This window comes from Paenibacillus sp. 1_12 (assembly GCF_900114475.1).
Classification (GTDB): domain Bacteria; phylum Bacillota; class Bacilli; order Paenibacillales; family NBRC-103111; genus Paenibacillus_S.
In genome coordinates, this window is the sequence record NZ_FOTE01000007.1 from 177,935 (window position 1) to 192,816 (window position 14,882).

The 14,882-nt window shown below is 43.3% G+C and carries 14 protein-coding genes and 1 pseudogene; 10 read left to right on the forward strand and 5 right to left on the reverse strand.

Annotated elements, in window-relative coordinates:
* The first annotated feature begins 64 nt into the window (after window positions 1-64).
* The 4 genes from BM210_RS17440 to BM210_RS17455 all read left to right on the forward strand — a co-directional run bounded on the left by BM210_RS17440 (window position 65) and on the right by BM210_RS17455 (window position 4,000).
* Entirely contained in the window at window positions 65-1,228 is a 1,164-nt protein-coding gene (locus tag BM210_RS17440) for an iron-containing alcohol dehydrogenase (RefSeq protein WP_091170677.1), read from the forward strand.
* Window positions 1,200-1,907, forward strand: a complete 708-nt coding sequence (locus BM210_RS17445) for a histidine phosphatase family protein (protein ID WP_256223709.1) — start codon at window positions 1,200-1,202, stop codon at window positions 1,905-1,907. Before BM210_RS17440 ends, BM210_RS17445 begins: the two co-directional genes overlap by 29 nt.
* Window positions 1,908-2,058: 151 nt before the next feature.
* A complete protein-coding gene (locus tag BM210_RS17450) occupies window positions 2,059-2,829 on the forward strand; it encodes a P-loop NTPase family protein (protein WP_091170679.1) in 771 nt (256 codons plus the stop codon).
* Between the two features lie 211 nt (window positions 2,830-3,040).
* Window positions 3,041-4,000 (forward strand): phosphotransferase family protein, encoded by a 960-nt coding sequence (locus BM210_RS17455; protein WP_177237867.1) that lies wholly within the window; start codon window positions 3,041-3,043, stop codon window positions 3,998-4,000.
* Window positions 4,001-4,061: 61 nt separating this feature from the next.
* On the opposite strand, the gene BM210_RS17460 is transcribed toward BM210_RS17455, so the two are convergent.
* Window positions 4,062-4,532, reverse strand: a complete 471-nt coding sequence (locus tag BM210_RS17460) for a GlcG/HbpS family heme-binding protein (protein WP_371263491.1) — start codon at window positions 4,530-4,532, stop codon at window positions 4,062-4,064.
* A gap of 279 nt (window positions 4,533-4,811) precedes the next feature.
* On the opposite strand from BM210_RS17460, the gene BM210_RS36290 reads away from it, so the two are divergent.
* The 3 genes and pseudogenes from BM210_RS36290 to BM210_RS17470 all read left to right on the forward strand — a co-directional run bounded on the left by BM210_RS36290 (window position 4,812) and on the right by BM210_RS17470 (window position 7,160).
* A complete protein-coding gene (locus BM210_RS36290) occupies window positions 4,812-4,985 on the forward strand; it encodes a hypothetical protein (protein ID WP_371263492.1) in 174 nt (57 codons plus the stop codon).
* Window positions 4,986-4,997: 12 nt separating this feature from the next.
* A pseudogene (locus BM210_RS17465) lies at window positions 4,998-6,329 on the forward strand (MFS transporter); the annotation flags it as partial.
* 159 nt (window positions 6,330-6,488) lie between these two features.
* Entirely contained in the window at window positions 6,489-7,160 is a 672-nt protein-coding gene (locus BM210_RS17470; RefSeq protein ID WP_091170686.1) for a tetratricopeptide repeat protein, read from the forward strand.
* Window positions 7,161-7,372: 212 nt separating this feature from the next.
* Here BM210_RS17470 and BM210_RS17475 read toward each other — a convergent pair whose 3' ends face one another.
* From BM210_RS17475 to msrA, 4 genes are all read right to left on the reverse strand, one after another.
* Window positions 7,373-8,155, reverse strand: a complete 783-nt coding sequence (locus BM210_RS17475; protein WP_091170688.1) for a class I SAM-dependent methyltransferase — start codon at window positions 8,153-8,155, stop codon at window positions 7,373-7,375.
* 336 nt (window positions 8,156-8,491) lie between these two features.
* On the reverse strand, window positions 8,492-9,880 hold the full coding sequence (locus tag BM210_RS17480; RefSeq protein ID WP_256223757.1) for a DHA2 family efflux MFS transporter permease subunit: 1,389 nt from the start codon (window positions 9,878-9,880) through the stop codon (window positions 8,492-8,494).
* Between the two features lie 104 nt (window positions 9,881-9,984).
* Window positions 9,985-10,605, reverse strand: a complete 621-nt coding sequence (locus BM210_RS17485; protein WP_371263493.1) for a TetR/AcrR family transcriptional regulator — start codon at window positions 10,603-10,605, stop codon at window positions 9,985-9,987.
* Between the two features lie 99 nt (window positions 10,606-10,704).
* On the reverse strand, window positions 10,705-11,220 hold the full coding sequence (msrA, locus tag BM210_RS17490) for a peptide-methionine (S)-S-oxide reductase MsrA (protein WP_091171061.1): 516 nt from the start codon (window positions 11,218-11,220) through the stop codon (window positions 10,705-10,707).
* A 315-nt stretch (window positions 11,221-11,535) separates the two neighbouring features.
* Here msrA and BM210_RS17495 point away from each other — a divergent pair, with 315 nt between their 5' ends.
* The 3 genes from BM210_RS17495 to BM210_RS17505 are packed head-to-tail and all read left to right on the forward strand — an operon-like array spanning window position 11,536 to window position 14,867.
* Window positions 11,536-12,393, forward strand: coding sequence for an ABC transporter permease (locus BM210_RS17495; RefSeq protein WP_091171064.1), 858 nt, complete (start codon window positions 11,536-11,538; stop codon window positions 12,391-12,393).
* 36 nt (window positions 12,394-12,429) lie between these two features.
* Window positions 12,430-13,305, forward strand: coding sequence for a carbohydrate ABC transporter permease (locus BM210_RS17500; RefSeq protein WP_091170693.1), 876 nt, complete (start codon window positions 12,430-12,432; stop codon window positions 13,303-13,305).
* Between the two features lie 20 nt (window positions 13,306-13,325).
* Window positions 13,326-14,867 carry an extracellular solute-binding protein gene (locus BM210_RS17505; RefSeq protein WP_091170695.1) on the forward strand — a complete coding sequence of 514 codons (1,542 nt, stop codon included), beginning with the start codon at window positions 13,326-13,328 and terminating at the stop codon, window positions 14,865-14,867.
* Window positions 14,868-14,882: the final 15 nt, after the last annotated feature.

Sequence of the window (14,882 nt, forward strand, 5' to 3'; positions counted from 1 at the left end):
AATTTCTTTAAACGTCTATTTGAAAGTGATTGTAAGCGAATTCATTCAAGAGGAGATGTATTGTATGAGCAGCTTCAAATTTTATATACCTACCGCAGTGGAATGCGATCGTGGCATCTCCCGTAAAATCGGAGAAATTCTCAAGTCCAATCAAGCTCAAAAAGCATTGATTGTCACTGACCAAGGTATTCGCAAGGCAGGTCTACTCCGAACAATTGAACAATCTCTTACTGAGCACGAAATTTCATATGATGTGTTTGACGAGACCGAGCCAAACCCGAGTGCTGAGAGCATCATGAAGGGATTGGAAAGGCTGAAGACAGTTGGTACCGATCATGTGGTCGCGGTAGGCGGCGGGAGCAGTATTGATACAGCCAAAGGGATCGCCATTATGGCGTGCAACACCGGACATATTCTTGATTATGAGGGAGTCGGTAAGATACCGAACCCTGGATATCCACTCATTGTTATTCCAACAACAGCAGGGACCGGAAGCGAAGTGACCGCCTCGACGATTGTGACCAACTCACTGACCCGATTTAAGACCGCAGTCATCAGCCCATACTTGTTCCCCAAGTTGGCACTGCTCGACGCCGAACTTACTCTCAAACTGCCTGCTGACATCACCGCGGCTACTGGCATGGATTCGTTAACGCACGCCATAGAGTCTTACACGTCTAAAACGGCGACTCCTATAAGCCGAGCTTTTGCTATCCAAGCGATCGAATTGATCGGCCGCAATCTCCCCAAAGCCTACTACGTCGGAGACGATATTGAGAGCAGGGAGAACATGCTGGTTGCTTCCATGCTTGCAGGAGCGGCTTTCTCCCAGTCACGGCTTGGTAATGTCCATGCCATATCCCACACGTTAGGTGGCATTTTCAACATAGCTCACGGGATCGCTAATGCAGTGCTTCTACCTTATGTAATGAAATTCAATCTTCCAGCGTGCCCAGACAAAATGAGGGATATCGCGTCCGCTCTTGGTGCGGATACAACCGGTCTCACTTTTCGGGAAGCAGGGGACAAGGCGCTGCAACTCGTGTGCAGCATGAACGAAGCGCTACATATTCCGAGAACAATTCAACAGCTAGGGGTATCACTGGAATTGCTGCCAAAAATGGTAGAGGACTCCATGAGAAGCGGCAACGTACTCATTAATCCTCGACTTACGACTCCCGCGGATATCAAAGCAATCATTGAAAACGCTTATCAAGGAAATTTATAAAGGTGAGAGTAAGCATAAGCAATATATGATGAAGCTGGCTTTACTAAAACCCAAATTAGGGGTGGTAATGAAAATGACCACATTTTATCTCGTTCGACATGGAATAAAGGAAAAAGCTATAGGAGATGTTCCATTATCTGAATACGGAATAGAGCAAGCTCAGATGACAGCAGCGTATCTTGAAAGTAAATTGATAAAGCATGTATATGCAAGTCCCTTGAGACGAGCTAAGGAAACAGCTGAATTTATTGGATCTCGCCTCGGACTCCCAGTTCTGATAGATAATAGACTACGGGAGAGAGCGAATTGGGGAGATCTTGCTGGACAGACGTTTCAAGAGTTTGTTGACATGTGGGAAAGATGTTCGAAAGATCGCCAATATGTGCCTCCCGTTGGAAATTCCTCTCAACAAGCAGGTGAACGGCTAGAGTCATTTGCCGTAGAGATCAGTGAAGCTAACGCAATTAGCGAGATTGTTGCGGTTGCCCACGGAGGGTTGATCACTGATTTCTTAATCAACGTGATTCCACCACATGAATTAATGCAGTGGCACCCTCGGTTTATTGAGGTACAAAGCGACCTCGTTCCAGAATGTTCAATTACGCGGATAGAGTATATCAAGGGGCGATATCATTTGATTCAATTAGCTGATATTACTCATTTGAAGAAAACTTATTAATCTACGAGACTTATGCCGCTTTTGTCTACGTCATAATCATTAGTACATTAGAAGCCGTGTTAATCACGGATTTTTTTAGTGATGTAATCAGGTTCTTGTCATCGGTCGATATCAAGTAACTAATTGACGGAAGAATGGTGTTGGAATCGACTTGCTTGAATTAGAATGGAATTATTTCGAAGTGCTTGGAGATTACACATTTAATGAATTGAAACAATATGATGTATGGAATTTTACGATGGAACGTTATATGAAGGTGACGCTAGAAAAATGGGAGGATTTCGTACATAAACAGAATCAATTTAATGAAATTGTAATTCTAGATAGCAGCATCTTTCAATTTCAAATATACAGTTTAATTTTAGCGGGTGCTTCTTTTGCTCAACTCAAGGCTTTTGTGGAAACACTGTTTGAGATCATTTCTCCTCTTAACCCATCTTTGGTTTATCTATATAGAGAAAACACGGATGATACTATAGAATACCTTGAAAAGAATAGAGGTTTACACTTCCTGGAACGTATATGGGATAGAGATAAAAATAAGCCGTATTATAATGATCGTCCAGTAGGAGCAGAAGGTTACAGAATGTTTTTAAGAGATTATGGAAAGTATGCCAAACTCCTTTTTGATGCAGCTCCAATACCTAAATTATGTTTGGAGATTACAGATGGGAAATGGGGGGAATACGTCGAGCTTCTTCTTAAATTTGTTAACTTATCATATGTGGATCTTGCTGAGAAGGAATACCCGACGGGAAGATACTACAATATAGAACTAAATCAGTATATCGAAATCTTTAATGATTACTGTCTGACACCAAATGGTGGCAAAAACGATGGCTGCCAAAATCAGAAACTGAGTTTATTCTTCATGATATTCCGGTATGCATTCGATTTAAGGATAATGGGGAGACCATCATAATGGGTGGTGAGCAACTATGTGAACGATGGACATCTACGGGAACGATGTTCAGAAGAATAGAGCTGAGTTGATGCTTATAAAGCGGGAAATTAAGTAATCTTGTAGAAAGGTCAAAATCAAATTCCAATTCCTGTTTAGATGCTCTAGCCTGCATTCAACGGAAATACTTCGTTTCATTCATTATGAATTGACATTAGAGAGGAATATGCTATTGATAAAAAATGATGCTCCTAAAATGGATTTAGTGACACAAGTACTAAGGGAGTACCTTAAATCTGCAGCGTTAAAAATTGATAGAGTATTAACGGGTGTATCTACTTATGTATATCGTGTTCAGTTAGATGAGAATACCTATTATCTTCGGATTCTTCCAGAACAAGATAAGAGCTTTGGAGTGGAAGTACATGTACATTCATTACTAAGACAAAAAGGAGTTCATGTTCCTGAAGTTATTTACTTTGAGCATCATAATGATACCCTAGGGATGTCCATTATGCTTGTTAAAGAAATTGTGGGTTCCCAAATTAATGATTGTTCGTCAATAAACGAATACGAAGACATCGTTATTGAAGCAGGAAAACAACTTGCGGTTATAAACCAAATAAAAGTTGATGGTTTTGGATGGATTAAAAGAGGTACAGAAGAAACGGGAACCACATTGGAAGGCGAAAAACACTTCGTACATGATTATATTTATGAGTTTATGGACGAAGATTTATTTTTATTATCAGAGAATCTCTTCAGTAAGCGTGACATATCCCTAATCACTGACATCTTTCATTCAGGTTCTTCATTAATGTCACGACATGAATCCTTTTTAATTCATGGGGATTTTGACTATTCCCATATTTTCTTTCATAACGGAAAATTCACAGGCATCATCGATTTTGGTGAAATTCAAGGGAACAGTCCTCTATATGATTTAGGGCATTTCAAGTTGCATGATGGTCAGAGCCAGAGTCAGCGTTATCTTGGTTTTAATTCTTTAGTAAAGGGATATAACGAAGTTAGAGAACTCTCTAAAAATGACCAATTGGAAATTGATTTTTGGGCATTATGGGTTGGTGTTAGAAGACTGGGAATCATCTACAAGAGAACTTGGGGTAGGTATCATGAACATTTAATTAAAACCATAAAAATTGAAATGGATATTTTAACGAAAAAATTATAATAAATAACAGTAAAAGGGTTGCCGTTGGGCAGCCCTTTGCTACATGAATGATAACGATAGTTTAATAAAGAACCCTTTGATTGGATCCAATACGATATGAGATGTTCTCTGAGTCTCGTCTGTCCCGCAAGTTTTCAAACGCATGTATAGCGGCATTAGCTACTTCAATATCTTGAACACTTGTGCCGCCGCTTACACCTATTCCACCGATTATCCGCCCATCCATTATAAGTGGAATTCCTCCGCCAAGAATAACAATTTTCCCATGATTGGTCGTATTCACTCCAAACAATGGATTACCTGGAAGGGCGGCTTGTGCTAAATTGGATGTTGGCATTTTCATTGCTACGCTTGTCCAAGCCTTGTTCTGAGCAATATCGATTCCGGCTATTCTAGCAGTGTCCATACGGTGAAAAGCGATAAGATTTGCGCCATCATCAACGATAGCTATATCATCCGCCAATCCAAGCTCCTTTGCTTTCCTTTCGGCTGCTTCCAATAATACTTTGGCTATGTCTAACGTTATTTTCATGACCATCGCCTACCCTAATATGAGTTTTTATTAAGATATGGTCAGTTGCCCGGTTTGGTGTTACCTAATTTCTCCTCTAGCGATAGGCGCCACATGGAGAATGAGTAAAATTGGTTGCTTGGGTTTATTTCTTTAGGAAGGAATAGACATTAAGTGCTTATTAAAATAAAATCGATTATATGGTTTACATGATTTGGTAGAGAGCGTTCATTTAATCGCTGGGACAGATCGAATTGGACGTAACCAGTTACATATAGAATAAAGTTAGGAGGCAAGAAGATGAACCTAATCACGATGGCTCAATCCAGACCAAACGTGAAAAAGACGGTGCGTCCACTCGTTCTCGCTGCCATCGTTATATCCATGTTCATGGCAGCCATTGAAATGACCATAATTTCAACGGCTATGCCCAGTATTGTCGGCGAGCTCGGCGGATTTTCGTTGTACAGCTGAGTTTTTTCAGCGTTTTTGTTAATGCAGGCTGTGACAACCCCGATCTATGGAAAATTATCCGATTTATTTGGACGTAAACCGATTTTTATAATCGGAATTGTTATTTTTTTGATTGGGTCTGTGTTGTGCGGACTGGCGACATCCATGATTACGCTCGTCATTTTTCGATTGATTCAGGGACTCGGCGCAGGTGCTGTTCAGCCTATCGGGATGACGATCGTTGGAGATATGTATACAATGGAAGAACGCGCCAAAATTCAAGGATTTTTCTCCAGTGTATTTGGGATATCCTCAGTATTAGGACCGTTGGTCGGCGGTTTGATCGTGCAATATACGCACTGGTCGTGGATCTTTTGGATGAATATCCCGCTCGGGATTTTATCGATTATCGGCATGATCCTCTTTTTGCATGAGGGTATAGAAAAACAAAAACGTTCCATTGACTATGCTGGTTCCGGTCTGTTTTTCATTTCGATAACGTCCTTAATGGTTGTATTGATCCAGGGCGGTGTGGGGTGGAGCTGGACGTCACCTCAAATTATGATGTTATTGATGGTGTTTGTAATCGGGGCCGTTTCGTTTTTGCTGTGGGAGCGGAAAGCGCCGGAACCGATGATGCCGCTGCATTTATGGAAAAATCGTTTTATCGCCATAGCCAATGTGGCAACCTTTACGTCAGGAGCTCTAGTTATCGGGTTGTCGAGCTTTCTTCCGACTTATATACAAGGGGTGATGGGGCACTCCGCTATTGTTGCAGGCTTTACTTTGACGGTGATGACGGTGGGATGGCCGCTTGCTGCACTGGCAGCCGGGCATTTGATTATTAAAATCGGAGTGCGGCGAACAGCAGCAATAGGAGGAGTCGCCGCCTTTATCGGATCGTTGTTTTTCCTTACTCTAGACCCAGCAAAAGGACCTTTATGGGCTGGTACAGGTTCATTTATAACAGGCATCGGAATGGGACTGACCAGTGTTACGTTCATGACCTCGATTCAAAATAGTGTAGATTGGCAAATGCGTGGAGCTGCTACGGCATCCAATATGTTTATGCGCCTGCTCGGAAGCTCAGTAGGAGCGGCATTGCTCGGGGGGATACTGAACATGAAATTCAGCGCCTTTCTATCAAGTGAAAACAATCCATTGGGAAATGTAGTTACATTAAATTCAATCGATCAACTGTTGAGCGCCTCCGGGCTTAAGCAAATGTCGGTTCAGGAAATGCATATTGTACAAACCGGGTTGACAATTGCGATTCATAGCGTATATTGGGGTGTGTTTGCTCTTGCTATAGTTACCATGATAGGTACTTTGCTTTTGCCGAAGCCAAAGATACACCAACGGTGAATCCGGATAACGAGCTTGTCGCTATATGTGTGACATTGTATCAGAAGATAAGATCATGAATCCAATGCGATTCAAAATCGTTTGAAACAGGAATGACTTAAGAAACAAACAATGTAAAGGAACATGAGAGGTAATGAGGAGTAGGGAGGATGATATAACGTGAGCAAGCTGCTGTTGTTTGTTGCATTGACATGGCTGACGGGGAGCCCGATTATAGCTATTATTGTATTGATCGTTATATTTTATGTATTGGAGCGGCGTTTTATCGGCTTGTCGCCAAGTGTTGTCAAACCTTTAAAACGGGTACGAAAGCTATCAAAGCTTCGTCAGGAGCTGCGGCTAAGCCCTCATCAAACTACCGCCAAACTCGAAATGGCACGGTTATGGATGGAGCAGCGGAAATATACACAAGCGCATGAATATCTGCTCCAGATCTCTGAGGTGATGAAGGATTCAGCAGAGGTTCAGGCAGAACTCGGCATCTGCGAATTAAAGCTTGGGCATTTACAGCAGGGTGAGCAAAGCTTACTGCAAGCATTGGAGTTGAATCCGCGCGTCAAGTATGGAGAACCTTATTTGCGTTTGGCCGAAGCTTGGGCGGATCAAGACCCACATACATCAATAGCCTATTTAAAACAGTTCCAGATCGTCAATTCTTCCTCATGCGAGGCCTATTATAGACTTGGCCAGCTGTACCACCGTCTGGGTAGCAAGGCTGAAGCCCGCGAGGCATACCGAGCAACAGTTGAGCTTTACCGTGGTCTTCCTCGGTATAAACGCCGCTTCGAACGCCGTTGGGTTGTGCTGGCAAGGATTAAAGGACTTGCTTAACAACGGACGATCCTGCAGAAAAGGCTATAGCGAAGTAATCTCATTCGCATGATTCTTAGATAACAGTCAACCCTCAGAAGCAACCGAGGGTTGACATTTTTTTTGAGTCCATATCTAAGACGCTGCACTTGAGCAAAAAAACGGACTGGATCAGGCATATGTTCCATTTACCTCGGACGGAAGCATGTATTTATGTGAACCCTGAAATTACGTTAAGCTGGACGGATTGCTTGAAAATAAACGGATTCACCTGTAAAGCTGGATAGTCCGCCTGATTCATCCGTTTGTATTGAGAAGAAGTTTTGCAGCTCCTCGGAAACTTGAAGCATTTTAGTTTCTAACAAAGTTATTTTCTCTTCTGGGAGCCCTGACCGCTCACACCAGTCATGGAACTGGAACGGTTTAGGCGAACAAACGACCATCTCAATGCGAAAGCCTGCACTTTCTAAGAGATGGATCCATTCTGATTTTTTCCATGCACGAACATGGCTCGGATCTCTTTGCTTTTCTATCTGATTGTAGAATTCATCGAATCTATCGTCTTCGGGAGCCACATTGTCAATTAGCAGCAGCTTGCCGCCAGGCTTGACGACCCGGAATGCTTCTGCAGCGAAAGCGGGGATATTTGGAAAATGATGTGCGGCAATCCTGCAAGTAACGAGATCGAAAGAAGTGTCGTGAAAGGGAAGCTGTTCCGCATCACCCTCAACGAATTCAACGTTTGAATGACCATTCCCACGAATAAATTCGGCTGCGGTCGTTAACATTTCTGCTGTCAAATCATAGGCTGTCACACGACGAACCAATGGGGCAAGAGCGTTCGCCACGTGTCCACCACCAGTTGCAATATCAAGTACCTCCATATTCGCATCGGCTTTGGATAATGAGACGAGTAACGACAAATCTTCGCCTTTGGCATGACGAATGCTTGTGACATATTTTCCTGCATGTTTAGCGAATTGCTGCTGCACTTGGCTTTTAATCGAATTTTCCATGATAGCGTTCCTCCTTATTTTCAGATCAGAGAATCCTTACATGATAGTTTCACTTAATGAAACTACATATCATAATATGAAACTAAATTAAATTTACCATATAAACTTTTAGCTGTAAATAGGGGGACTGCCAGCTGTAGCTGGAAATAACGGTAGTATAAGTAGAATAATAAAATCACAAAGCAAAATGCCCCCAATCAAAATATGATTGAAGGCAAATTTGGAAATCGAGTTTCGCTGCTGTTATATGCTTAGTTCAGCAAGCCCTAAATCAAGTGAATGACATCACCCAGGCAGTGCTCCAATTAGAAAAGAGTTAGTCTCTCTTTTTGTAAATTAGTGTTTCTGTACGATTACCCTTTTAATAAAGAGAGCGATGATCAAACCGATGAGAGCAACAATCATTCCGAATGCAAAAGCACCTTGAATCCCCGCAGTCAAAGCCAATGGCAAGTTTGCAGGATCGGCGGGATTAGCAGCATTTTTAAGAAACTTGATTTGACCCGAAGACATGATACTTACAGCAACCGCAGTACCAACAGCACCCGATATTTGCTGCAGAGTGTTCATTATGGCTGTTCCATGTGGATAAAGCTCTCTGGGAAGCTGATTCATAGCATTGGTTTGGGCAGGCATCATAATCATCGCTACGCCAATCATAAGCCAGGAATGGAGAACAATGATAAAGGTAATGGATGAGGCTGTAGTAATACCCGAATAAAACCAAAGTGCAGCAGCTACGGATACAAGACCTGGAATCACCAGCCATTTGGGACCATATTTATCAAATAACCCACCCATGAGTGGTGACATGACTCCGTTCAGAACACCTCCGGGCAGCAGAATTAAGCCGGCAGCAAGTGCCGTTAAGCCCAGCCCGCTTTGCAAATACATAGGCAAAACCAGCATCGAAGACAAGATGACCATAAAGCAGGCCAGCACAAGCAGTACACCGACTGTAAACATCGGGTATTTAAAAACACGCAGATTCATCATAGGTTCCTTCATTCTGAATTGACGCAGAGCAAATATGAAGAGCGCTACTACACCAATAATCAGAAAAACAACCACTCGAGTACTGCTCCAACCGCCTTCGCCTTCGCCAGCACTGCTGAAGCCGAACACAACACTGCCGAATCCAATTGTAGATAAAAGAATCGACATGAGATCTATTCGCGGCTTCGATAATTTAGAGACATTTTGCATATATAAAATTCCGAAGATAAGAGCGATGACCAAGAAAGGCAGGGATAACCAAAAAATCCAATTCCAACTGAGTTTCTCTATAAGAAGACCCGCCATAGTGGGACCAATAGCTGGTGCGAACATAATAACAAGTCCGATCATTCCCATCGCTTGACCTCTTTTGGCAGGTGGGAAAATAACTAATACTGTGTTAAACAGCAGCGGAAGCAATAGTCCGGTACCCACTGCCTGAATAACACGGGCAACCATCAAAATTTCAAAACTCGAAGCCAAAGCGGCAACAAGGGTCCCAGCGATAGAGAAGCTGAGTGCTGCAATAAATAGCTGCCTCGTACTAAACCATTGCAGTAAGAAACCGGAAATAGGGACGAGGATACCCAAGGTCAGCAAATAACCTGTAGTTAGCCATTGCACGGTTGCTGGACCTACATTCAGGATGTGCATCAGATCACTGAGAGCAACATTCAGCGCCGTTTCGCTGAACAATCCGATAAAACCTCCAATTAATAATGAAATCATAATCGGCAGTACTTTAAAATTATTATTTGTATGTTCTTGTGTCTCTCCAATAGCTGCCTGCAAAACTTCCATCCTCCTGATTCATTCTTTTAGTCATACCCTGATCAGTTGTTAACAATACAAGGGATATAGCTCGATACAGTTAAAAGGGTTTCTTTGTCCTTATTCGTTAAAGTAAGAATCAGCGCCCCCTCCAATAAAGAGACGATAACGACCGCCTTTTCCTTAGCTTTATCGGCAGGGATGCCTCCTAGCACCAAATGATCCGCAATAATGGACTGCCACTCCGCAAAAACCGTCTGGCATGTCTTTCTCAGCTTGTCGCTAATCGGTGACGTCTCGGCCGCCATCCAAAAATTGAACGGCATGAATCCTTCGAAGTCCGATCGTACAGCATCATCTGCCAACGCTTCGATAAAGCTCTGGATGGCATCCGCTGCGTTCTGCTTATAGCCAAAATGCTCTTTCCATTTGTCCAAAACTATTTTCTTGATGGAATTAATACATTCCAACGCAAGCTCTTCTTTGCCGCTGGGAAAATAATAGTATAACGAGCCCTTTGGGCATTTACTATCTTGGATGATCTGGTTTAAGCCGGTTGCATGATAGCCTTGTGTAAAAAATAGCTGCGCAGCCGTTTTTAATATAGCTTCACGGGAATTTGGTTTAACGGATATTTCATTCTCCTCCTTGATTATAGTGATCGGTCTATATAATATAATCATGCTAAAGATGTTTTTGTCAAACAGCAAAAAAACCTTTCATCGAAAGGTCAGCGCGTGTATTTAAACCCCCAGCCTGCAAGACTGGGGATTTTGACTTGATTACTTCCAGTATTTTTCACCAAATGCGTCACGCCCGGAGGCTTCTCGGTCTTGCTTATAGTGATTCGGATTTTTACGGTGGTAATTCTGATGATAATCCTCTGCTGGATAGAAAACAGCCGCTGGCCGAATTTCGGTAACAATGGGTTTATCGAAGCGCCTGCTTTGTTCAAGCTCCTCCTTAGACTTTATAGCAAGCTTCAGCTGCTCTTCGTTATGATAAAAAATAGCGGCCCGGTACTGGTTCCCACGATCATGGTATTGCCCATCCGCATCGGTAGGATCAATTTGAGGCCAGTACAGCTCGAGCAGCTTTTCATATGAAAAGATGTCCGGATCAAATGTGATTTCAACCACTTCCAGATGTTCCGTTGTTCCTGTTTTCACTTGTTCATAAGTGGGATTTTCTGTCACTCCGCCTGAATAGCCGGATTGTATACGGAGGATGCCTGGCTGATCTTCAAACGGACTAACCATGCACCAGAAGCAGCCTCCGGCAAACGTTGCTTTTTGAATCAATTGCTCTCCCCATTTCTTTTTGAAACTGGTATGACTTTTTCCTGCACGAACAACCTGATGTCCCCCTTAATATCATCAAATGAGCAAAAGCTCATGAAATGATTATAAGGGTTATTGTAGTTTTGTTTGCCAATTATGATACATGGTCGGGTGATGATTATAGACTGAACAACATGCAGGGAACTATGATTCCTAGTATACAACGAAGGAGAGGGGGTGAAAGCTATCGAACGCAGTTTAAAGGCGAAACCCGTTAAAGATGTGGCCGTGGGCTTCAGAAAAGCATTTCGAAAGGATATATGGCTGTATGGGATGATGCTGCCTGGATTGATCTATTTTTTGTTGTTTAAATATTTGCCAATGTGGGATCTGTTAATTGCATTCAAAGATTACCAGCCGGCGCTTGGTTTTTGGGGCAGCAGATGGGTAGGCATGGCGCATTTCGAACGTTTTTTTTCGGAGCCGATTTTTTGGCAGCTATTTTGGAATACAGCAATATTGGCGGTATACAACATCGTGTTATTTTTCCCGTTGCCGATCATTGTGGCCCTGATGCTGAATGAACTGCGGATTCAATGGTTCAAACGAACGGTCCAGACGTTCATTTATATTCCCCACTTTTTCTCGATCGTCGTTGTCGTCGGGATCACCTATGTGATGTTTACGACTGAAGGTGGCATCGTGAATGAGGGCTTGGCGTCACTGGGAGCCGATAAGATTAATTTTCTAACGGGTCCCGAATGGTTTCGGCCTATGGTGACGCTGCAGGTGATATGGAAAGAAACGGGCTATGGCACAATTATTTTTTTGGCAGCGCTCGCAGGGGTGGACCCGACCTTATATGAAGCATCCAAGATCGATGGAGCGAGCCGCTGGCACCAGCTTTGGTACATTACGATGCCTGCAATCAAAAGCACCATTGTCATACTCCTCATTCTTCGTTTGGGTAATTTTCTGGATACCGGCTTCGAGCAAATCCTGCTTATGATCAACGCTCTTAATCGGGAGGTAGGCGAGGTTTTTGATACTTACGTCTATACGAACGGGATTACACAGGGGCAATTCAGCTATTCAACAACTGTTGGTTTGTTTAAATCGGTCGTAGGTTTGATTTTGGTTGTCGCAGCGAATCAAATCGCCAGGAAATTGGGGGAGGAAGGTGTATATTAGAAGTATGGAATTCTTTAGAGAAAGGGGTGCCCTAGTTTGCACAAACGTTCTTTAACAGGCACAGTTTTTGATATTGGCAACTTTACAGTTCTTGCTTTGATTGCTGTATTAACCTTATTTCCGTTTCTTCATATATTGGCTGGCTCACTCGCTTCAGCGAAGGAAGTATTGGCAAGTCCATTCATTTTGTTTCCCAAGGAATTTTCACTTGAGGCGTACCGCTTTATTTTTTCTGAAAATACGTTGCTTCGCAGTCTGCTGATTACCATTTTTATAACCGTTGTCGGGACCATGATCAATATGGCGATGACGCTGTTGATGGCCTATCCCTTGTCCCGCAATGTGAAGGGAAAGCGGACGATTATGCTGCTTGTGGTGTTCACACTTTTATTCAGCGGGGGAATCATACCAAGCTTCCTGGTCGTCAAATCGTTGGGGCTGCTGAATACATACGGCTCCTTATGGCTGCCCGGCGCTATCAATTCGTTTTATATGATTATTCTGATCAATTTTTTTAAACAGCTGCCTGTTGAATTTGAGGAATCTGCAAAAATGGACGGCTGCAACGATCCTCTACTTTTGTGGAAAATAGTCATTCCACTCTCACTGCCAGCGATGGCTACATTTTCACTGTTCTATTCGGTATCGCATTGGAACACATTTTTCAGTGCCTTGCTCTACATCAACGATTCCCATAAATGGCCGATTCAAATTTTACTGCGGCAAATTGTCATCATGTCTTCAGGAGGGATAGGTGATGCCAGCTTCGCAGCAGAAGCCGCTTATGTCGTGCCGCCGCAAACGGTGAAGATGGCTGTCATCGTGGTTGCCACCCTGCCGATTATTATGGTTTATCCTTTCCTTCAAAAACATTTTGCCAAGGGCGTGCTGTTAGGTTCAATTAAAGGATAATTCAGAAAGGGAGAAATGAGATGAGAAAACGGACTTATACAGCAATATGTACCTTAGTTACCTTGTCGGTGCTGGCAGCAGGCTGCAGTGAAGATAAGGGACAACAGCAAGGAGAAGCGCCGGCCCCGATGGTACCCAAGACGGCAGAAACGAAGCAACAGCCGCTCAAGCTGAGTATGATGGCTACCTACTACACACCGCAGCCGCCTAGCAACCAAAATGACATTTGGAAGAAGCTGCAGGAGATCACAGACACACAACTCGAAATGACATGGGTGCCGCGCTCGGCCTATGACGATAAAGTCAGCGTTTCGATAGCCTCCAACGATTTGCCGAAGGTTATGCTCGCTTTGAACTCATCTGCACCACCCTTGGTAAATGCGATTAAATCAGGCTTGTTCTGGGAAATCGGTCCATACCTTAAGGATTACAAAAATTTGAGCGCATTGAGCAAGCTGCAGTTTGAGAGCACCAAAATACAGGGAAAAACCTATAGCTTATACCGTTCAAGACCGCTTGCCCGTTTTGGTGTCACTTACCGCAAGGATTGGCTGGATAATCTGAATTTGAAGGAACCGAAGACGCCCGAGGATATGTACAACGTCATGAAAGCGTTCACCAAAAATGATCCTGACAAAAATGGGAAAGACGATACTTACGGCGTTCTAGCTTTTAAAGACGGGCAAGGCTATTTGATCCCTCACATCGCTTCATGGTTTGGAGCTCCGAATGGTTGGAAGGAAGAAAACGGGCAATTCACACCGGATTTCATGACGAATGAATACACGGAAGCGCTAAAATACATTAGAAGGCTGTATGATGAGAAGCTGTTGAACCAGGACTTTGTCGTGACGGAAGAACAGCAAATGAACACGATGTTCAATCAGGGTAAGGCTGGAATCAATCTGGGTTTGTTTGATGATGTGGGTAAGCAGCAGATGGAGCTTGCCAAAATTAATCCCAATGCGAAGGTGGCCATTCTCGATACGATAACCGGGACCAAAGGCCAGAGGGTCTGGGCGCAGCCAGGCTATACGGGGGTGTTCCTCTTCCCGAAATCTTCCGTTAAGACAGAGGATGAATTAAAACGAATCCTGGCGTTTTTTGATAGGCTGCAGGAGCAGGATGCCGTGAATTTGCTGACCTGGGGACTTGAGGGCAAGCAATACAAGCTGACCAATGGCCAAGTTGAGAAAATTGGCGGGGATGAAGCGTTCGATAAGGATACGCTGGGTCTCGGTGAGCTGCGTATTGATGATAGCTCGAAGGAACTGGTTGCAACAGGGGAAAATCCATTAACAACAAAAGGCAAACAGCTGATTAAGGATAATGTGAAAATTGCTGTTGTCAATCCGGCGCTGCCCTTATACTTCGAATCCCCAACCTGGAGCCAAAAAAGCAATGAATTAAGAAAAATAGCTTCCGATGGTGCTGTAAAGTTTATTATGGGCAAAATCGACGAAAACGAATGGAAAAAGGTTCAGGAGGATTGGAAGAAGGCAGGCGGGGATAAAGTATTGTCCGAATTCGCCGAGAGCTTTGCCAAGAGCAAAAGCAAATAGATAGCAAAAGAATTA

Bases quoted from the DNA above. Each gene is read 5' to 3' on its own strand.
- BM210_RS17440 (WP_091170677.1), top strand. From the start codon at position 65: ATGAGCAGCTTCAAATTTTATATACCTACCGCAGTGGAATGCGATCGT.
- BM210_RS17460 (WP_371263491.1), bottom strand. From the start codon at position 4,532: ATGAAAATAACGTTAGACATAGCCAAAGTATTATTGGAAGCAGCCGAA.
- BM210_RS36290 (WP_371263492.1), top strand. From the start codon at position 4,812: ATGAACCTAATCACGATGGCTCAATCCAGACCAAACGTGAAAAAGACG.
- BM210_RS17475 (WP_091170688.1), bottom strand. From the start codon at position 8,155: ATGGAAAATTCGATTAAAAGCCAAGTGCAGCAGCAATTCGCTAAACAT.
- BM210_RS17480 (WP_256223757.1), bottom strand. From the start codon at position 9,880: ATGATTTCATTATTAATTGGAGGTTTTATCGGATTGTTCAGCGAAACG.
- BM210_RS17485 (WP_371263493.1), bottom strand. From the start codon at position 10,605: ATGATTATATTATATAGACCGATCACTATAATCAAGGAGGAGAATGAA.
- BM210_RS17495 (WP_091171064.1), top strand. From the start codon at position 11,536: ATGATGCTGCCTGGATTGATCTATTTTTTGTTGTTTAAATATTTGCCA.
- BM210_RS17505 (WP_091170695.1), top strand. From the start codon at position 13,326: ATGAGAAAACGGACTTATACAGCAATATGTACCTTAGTTACCTTGTCG.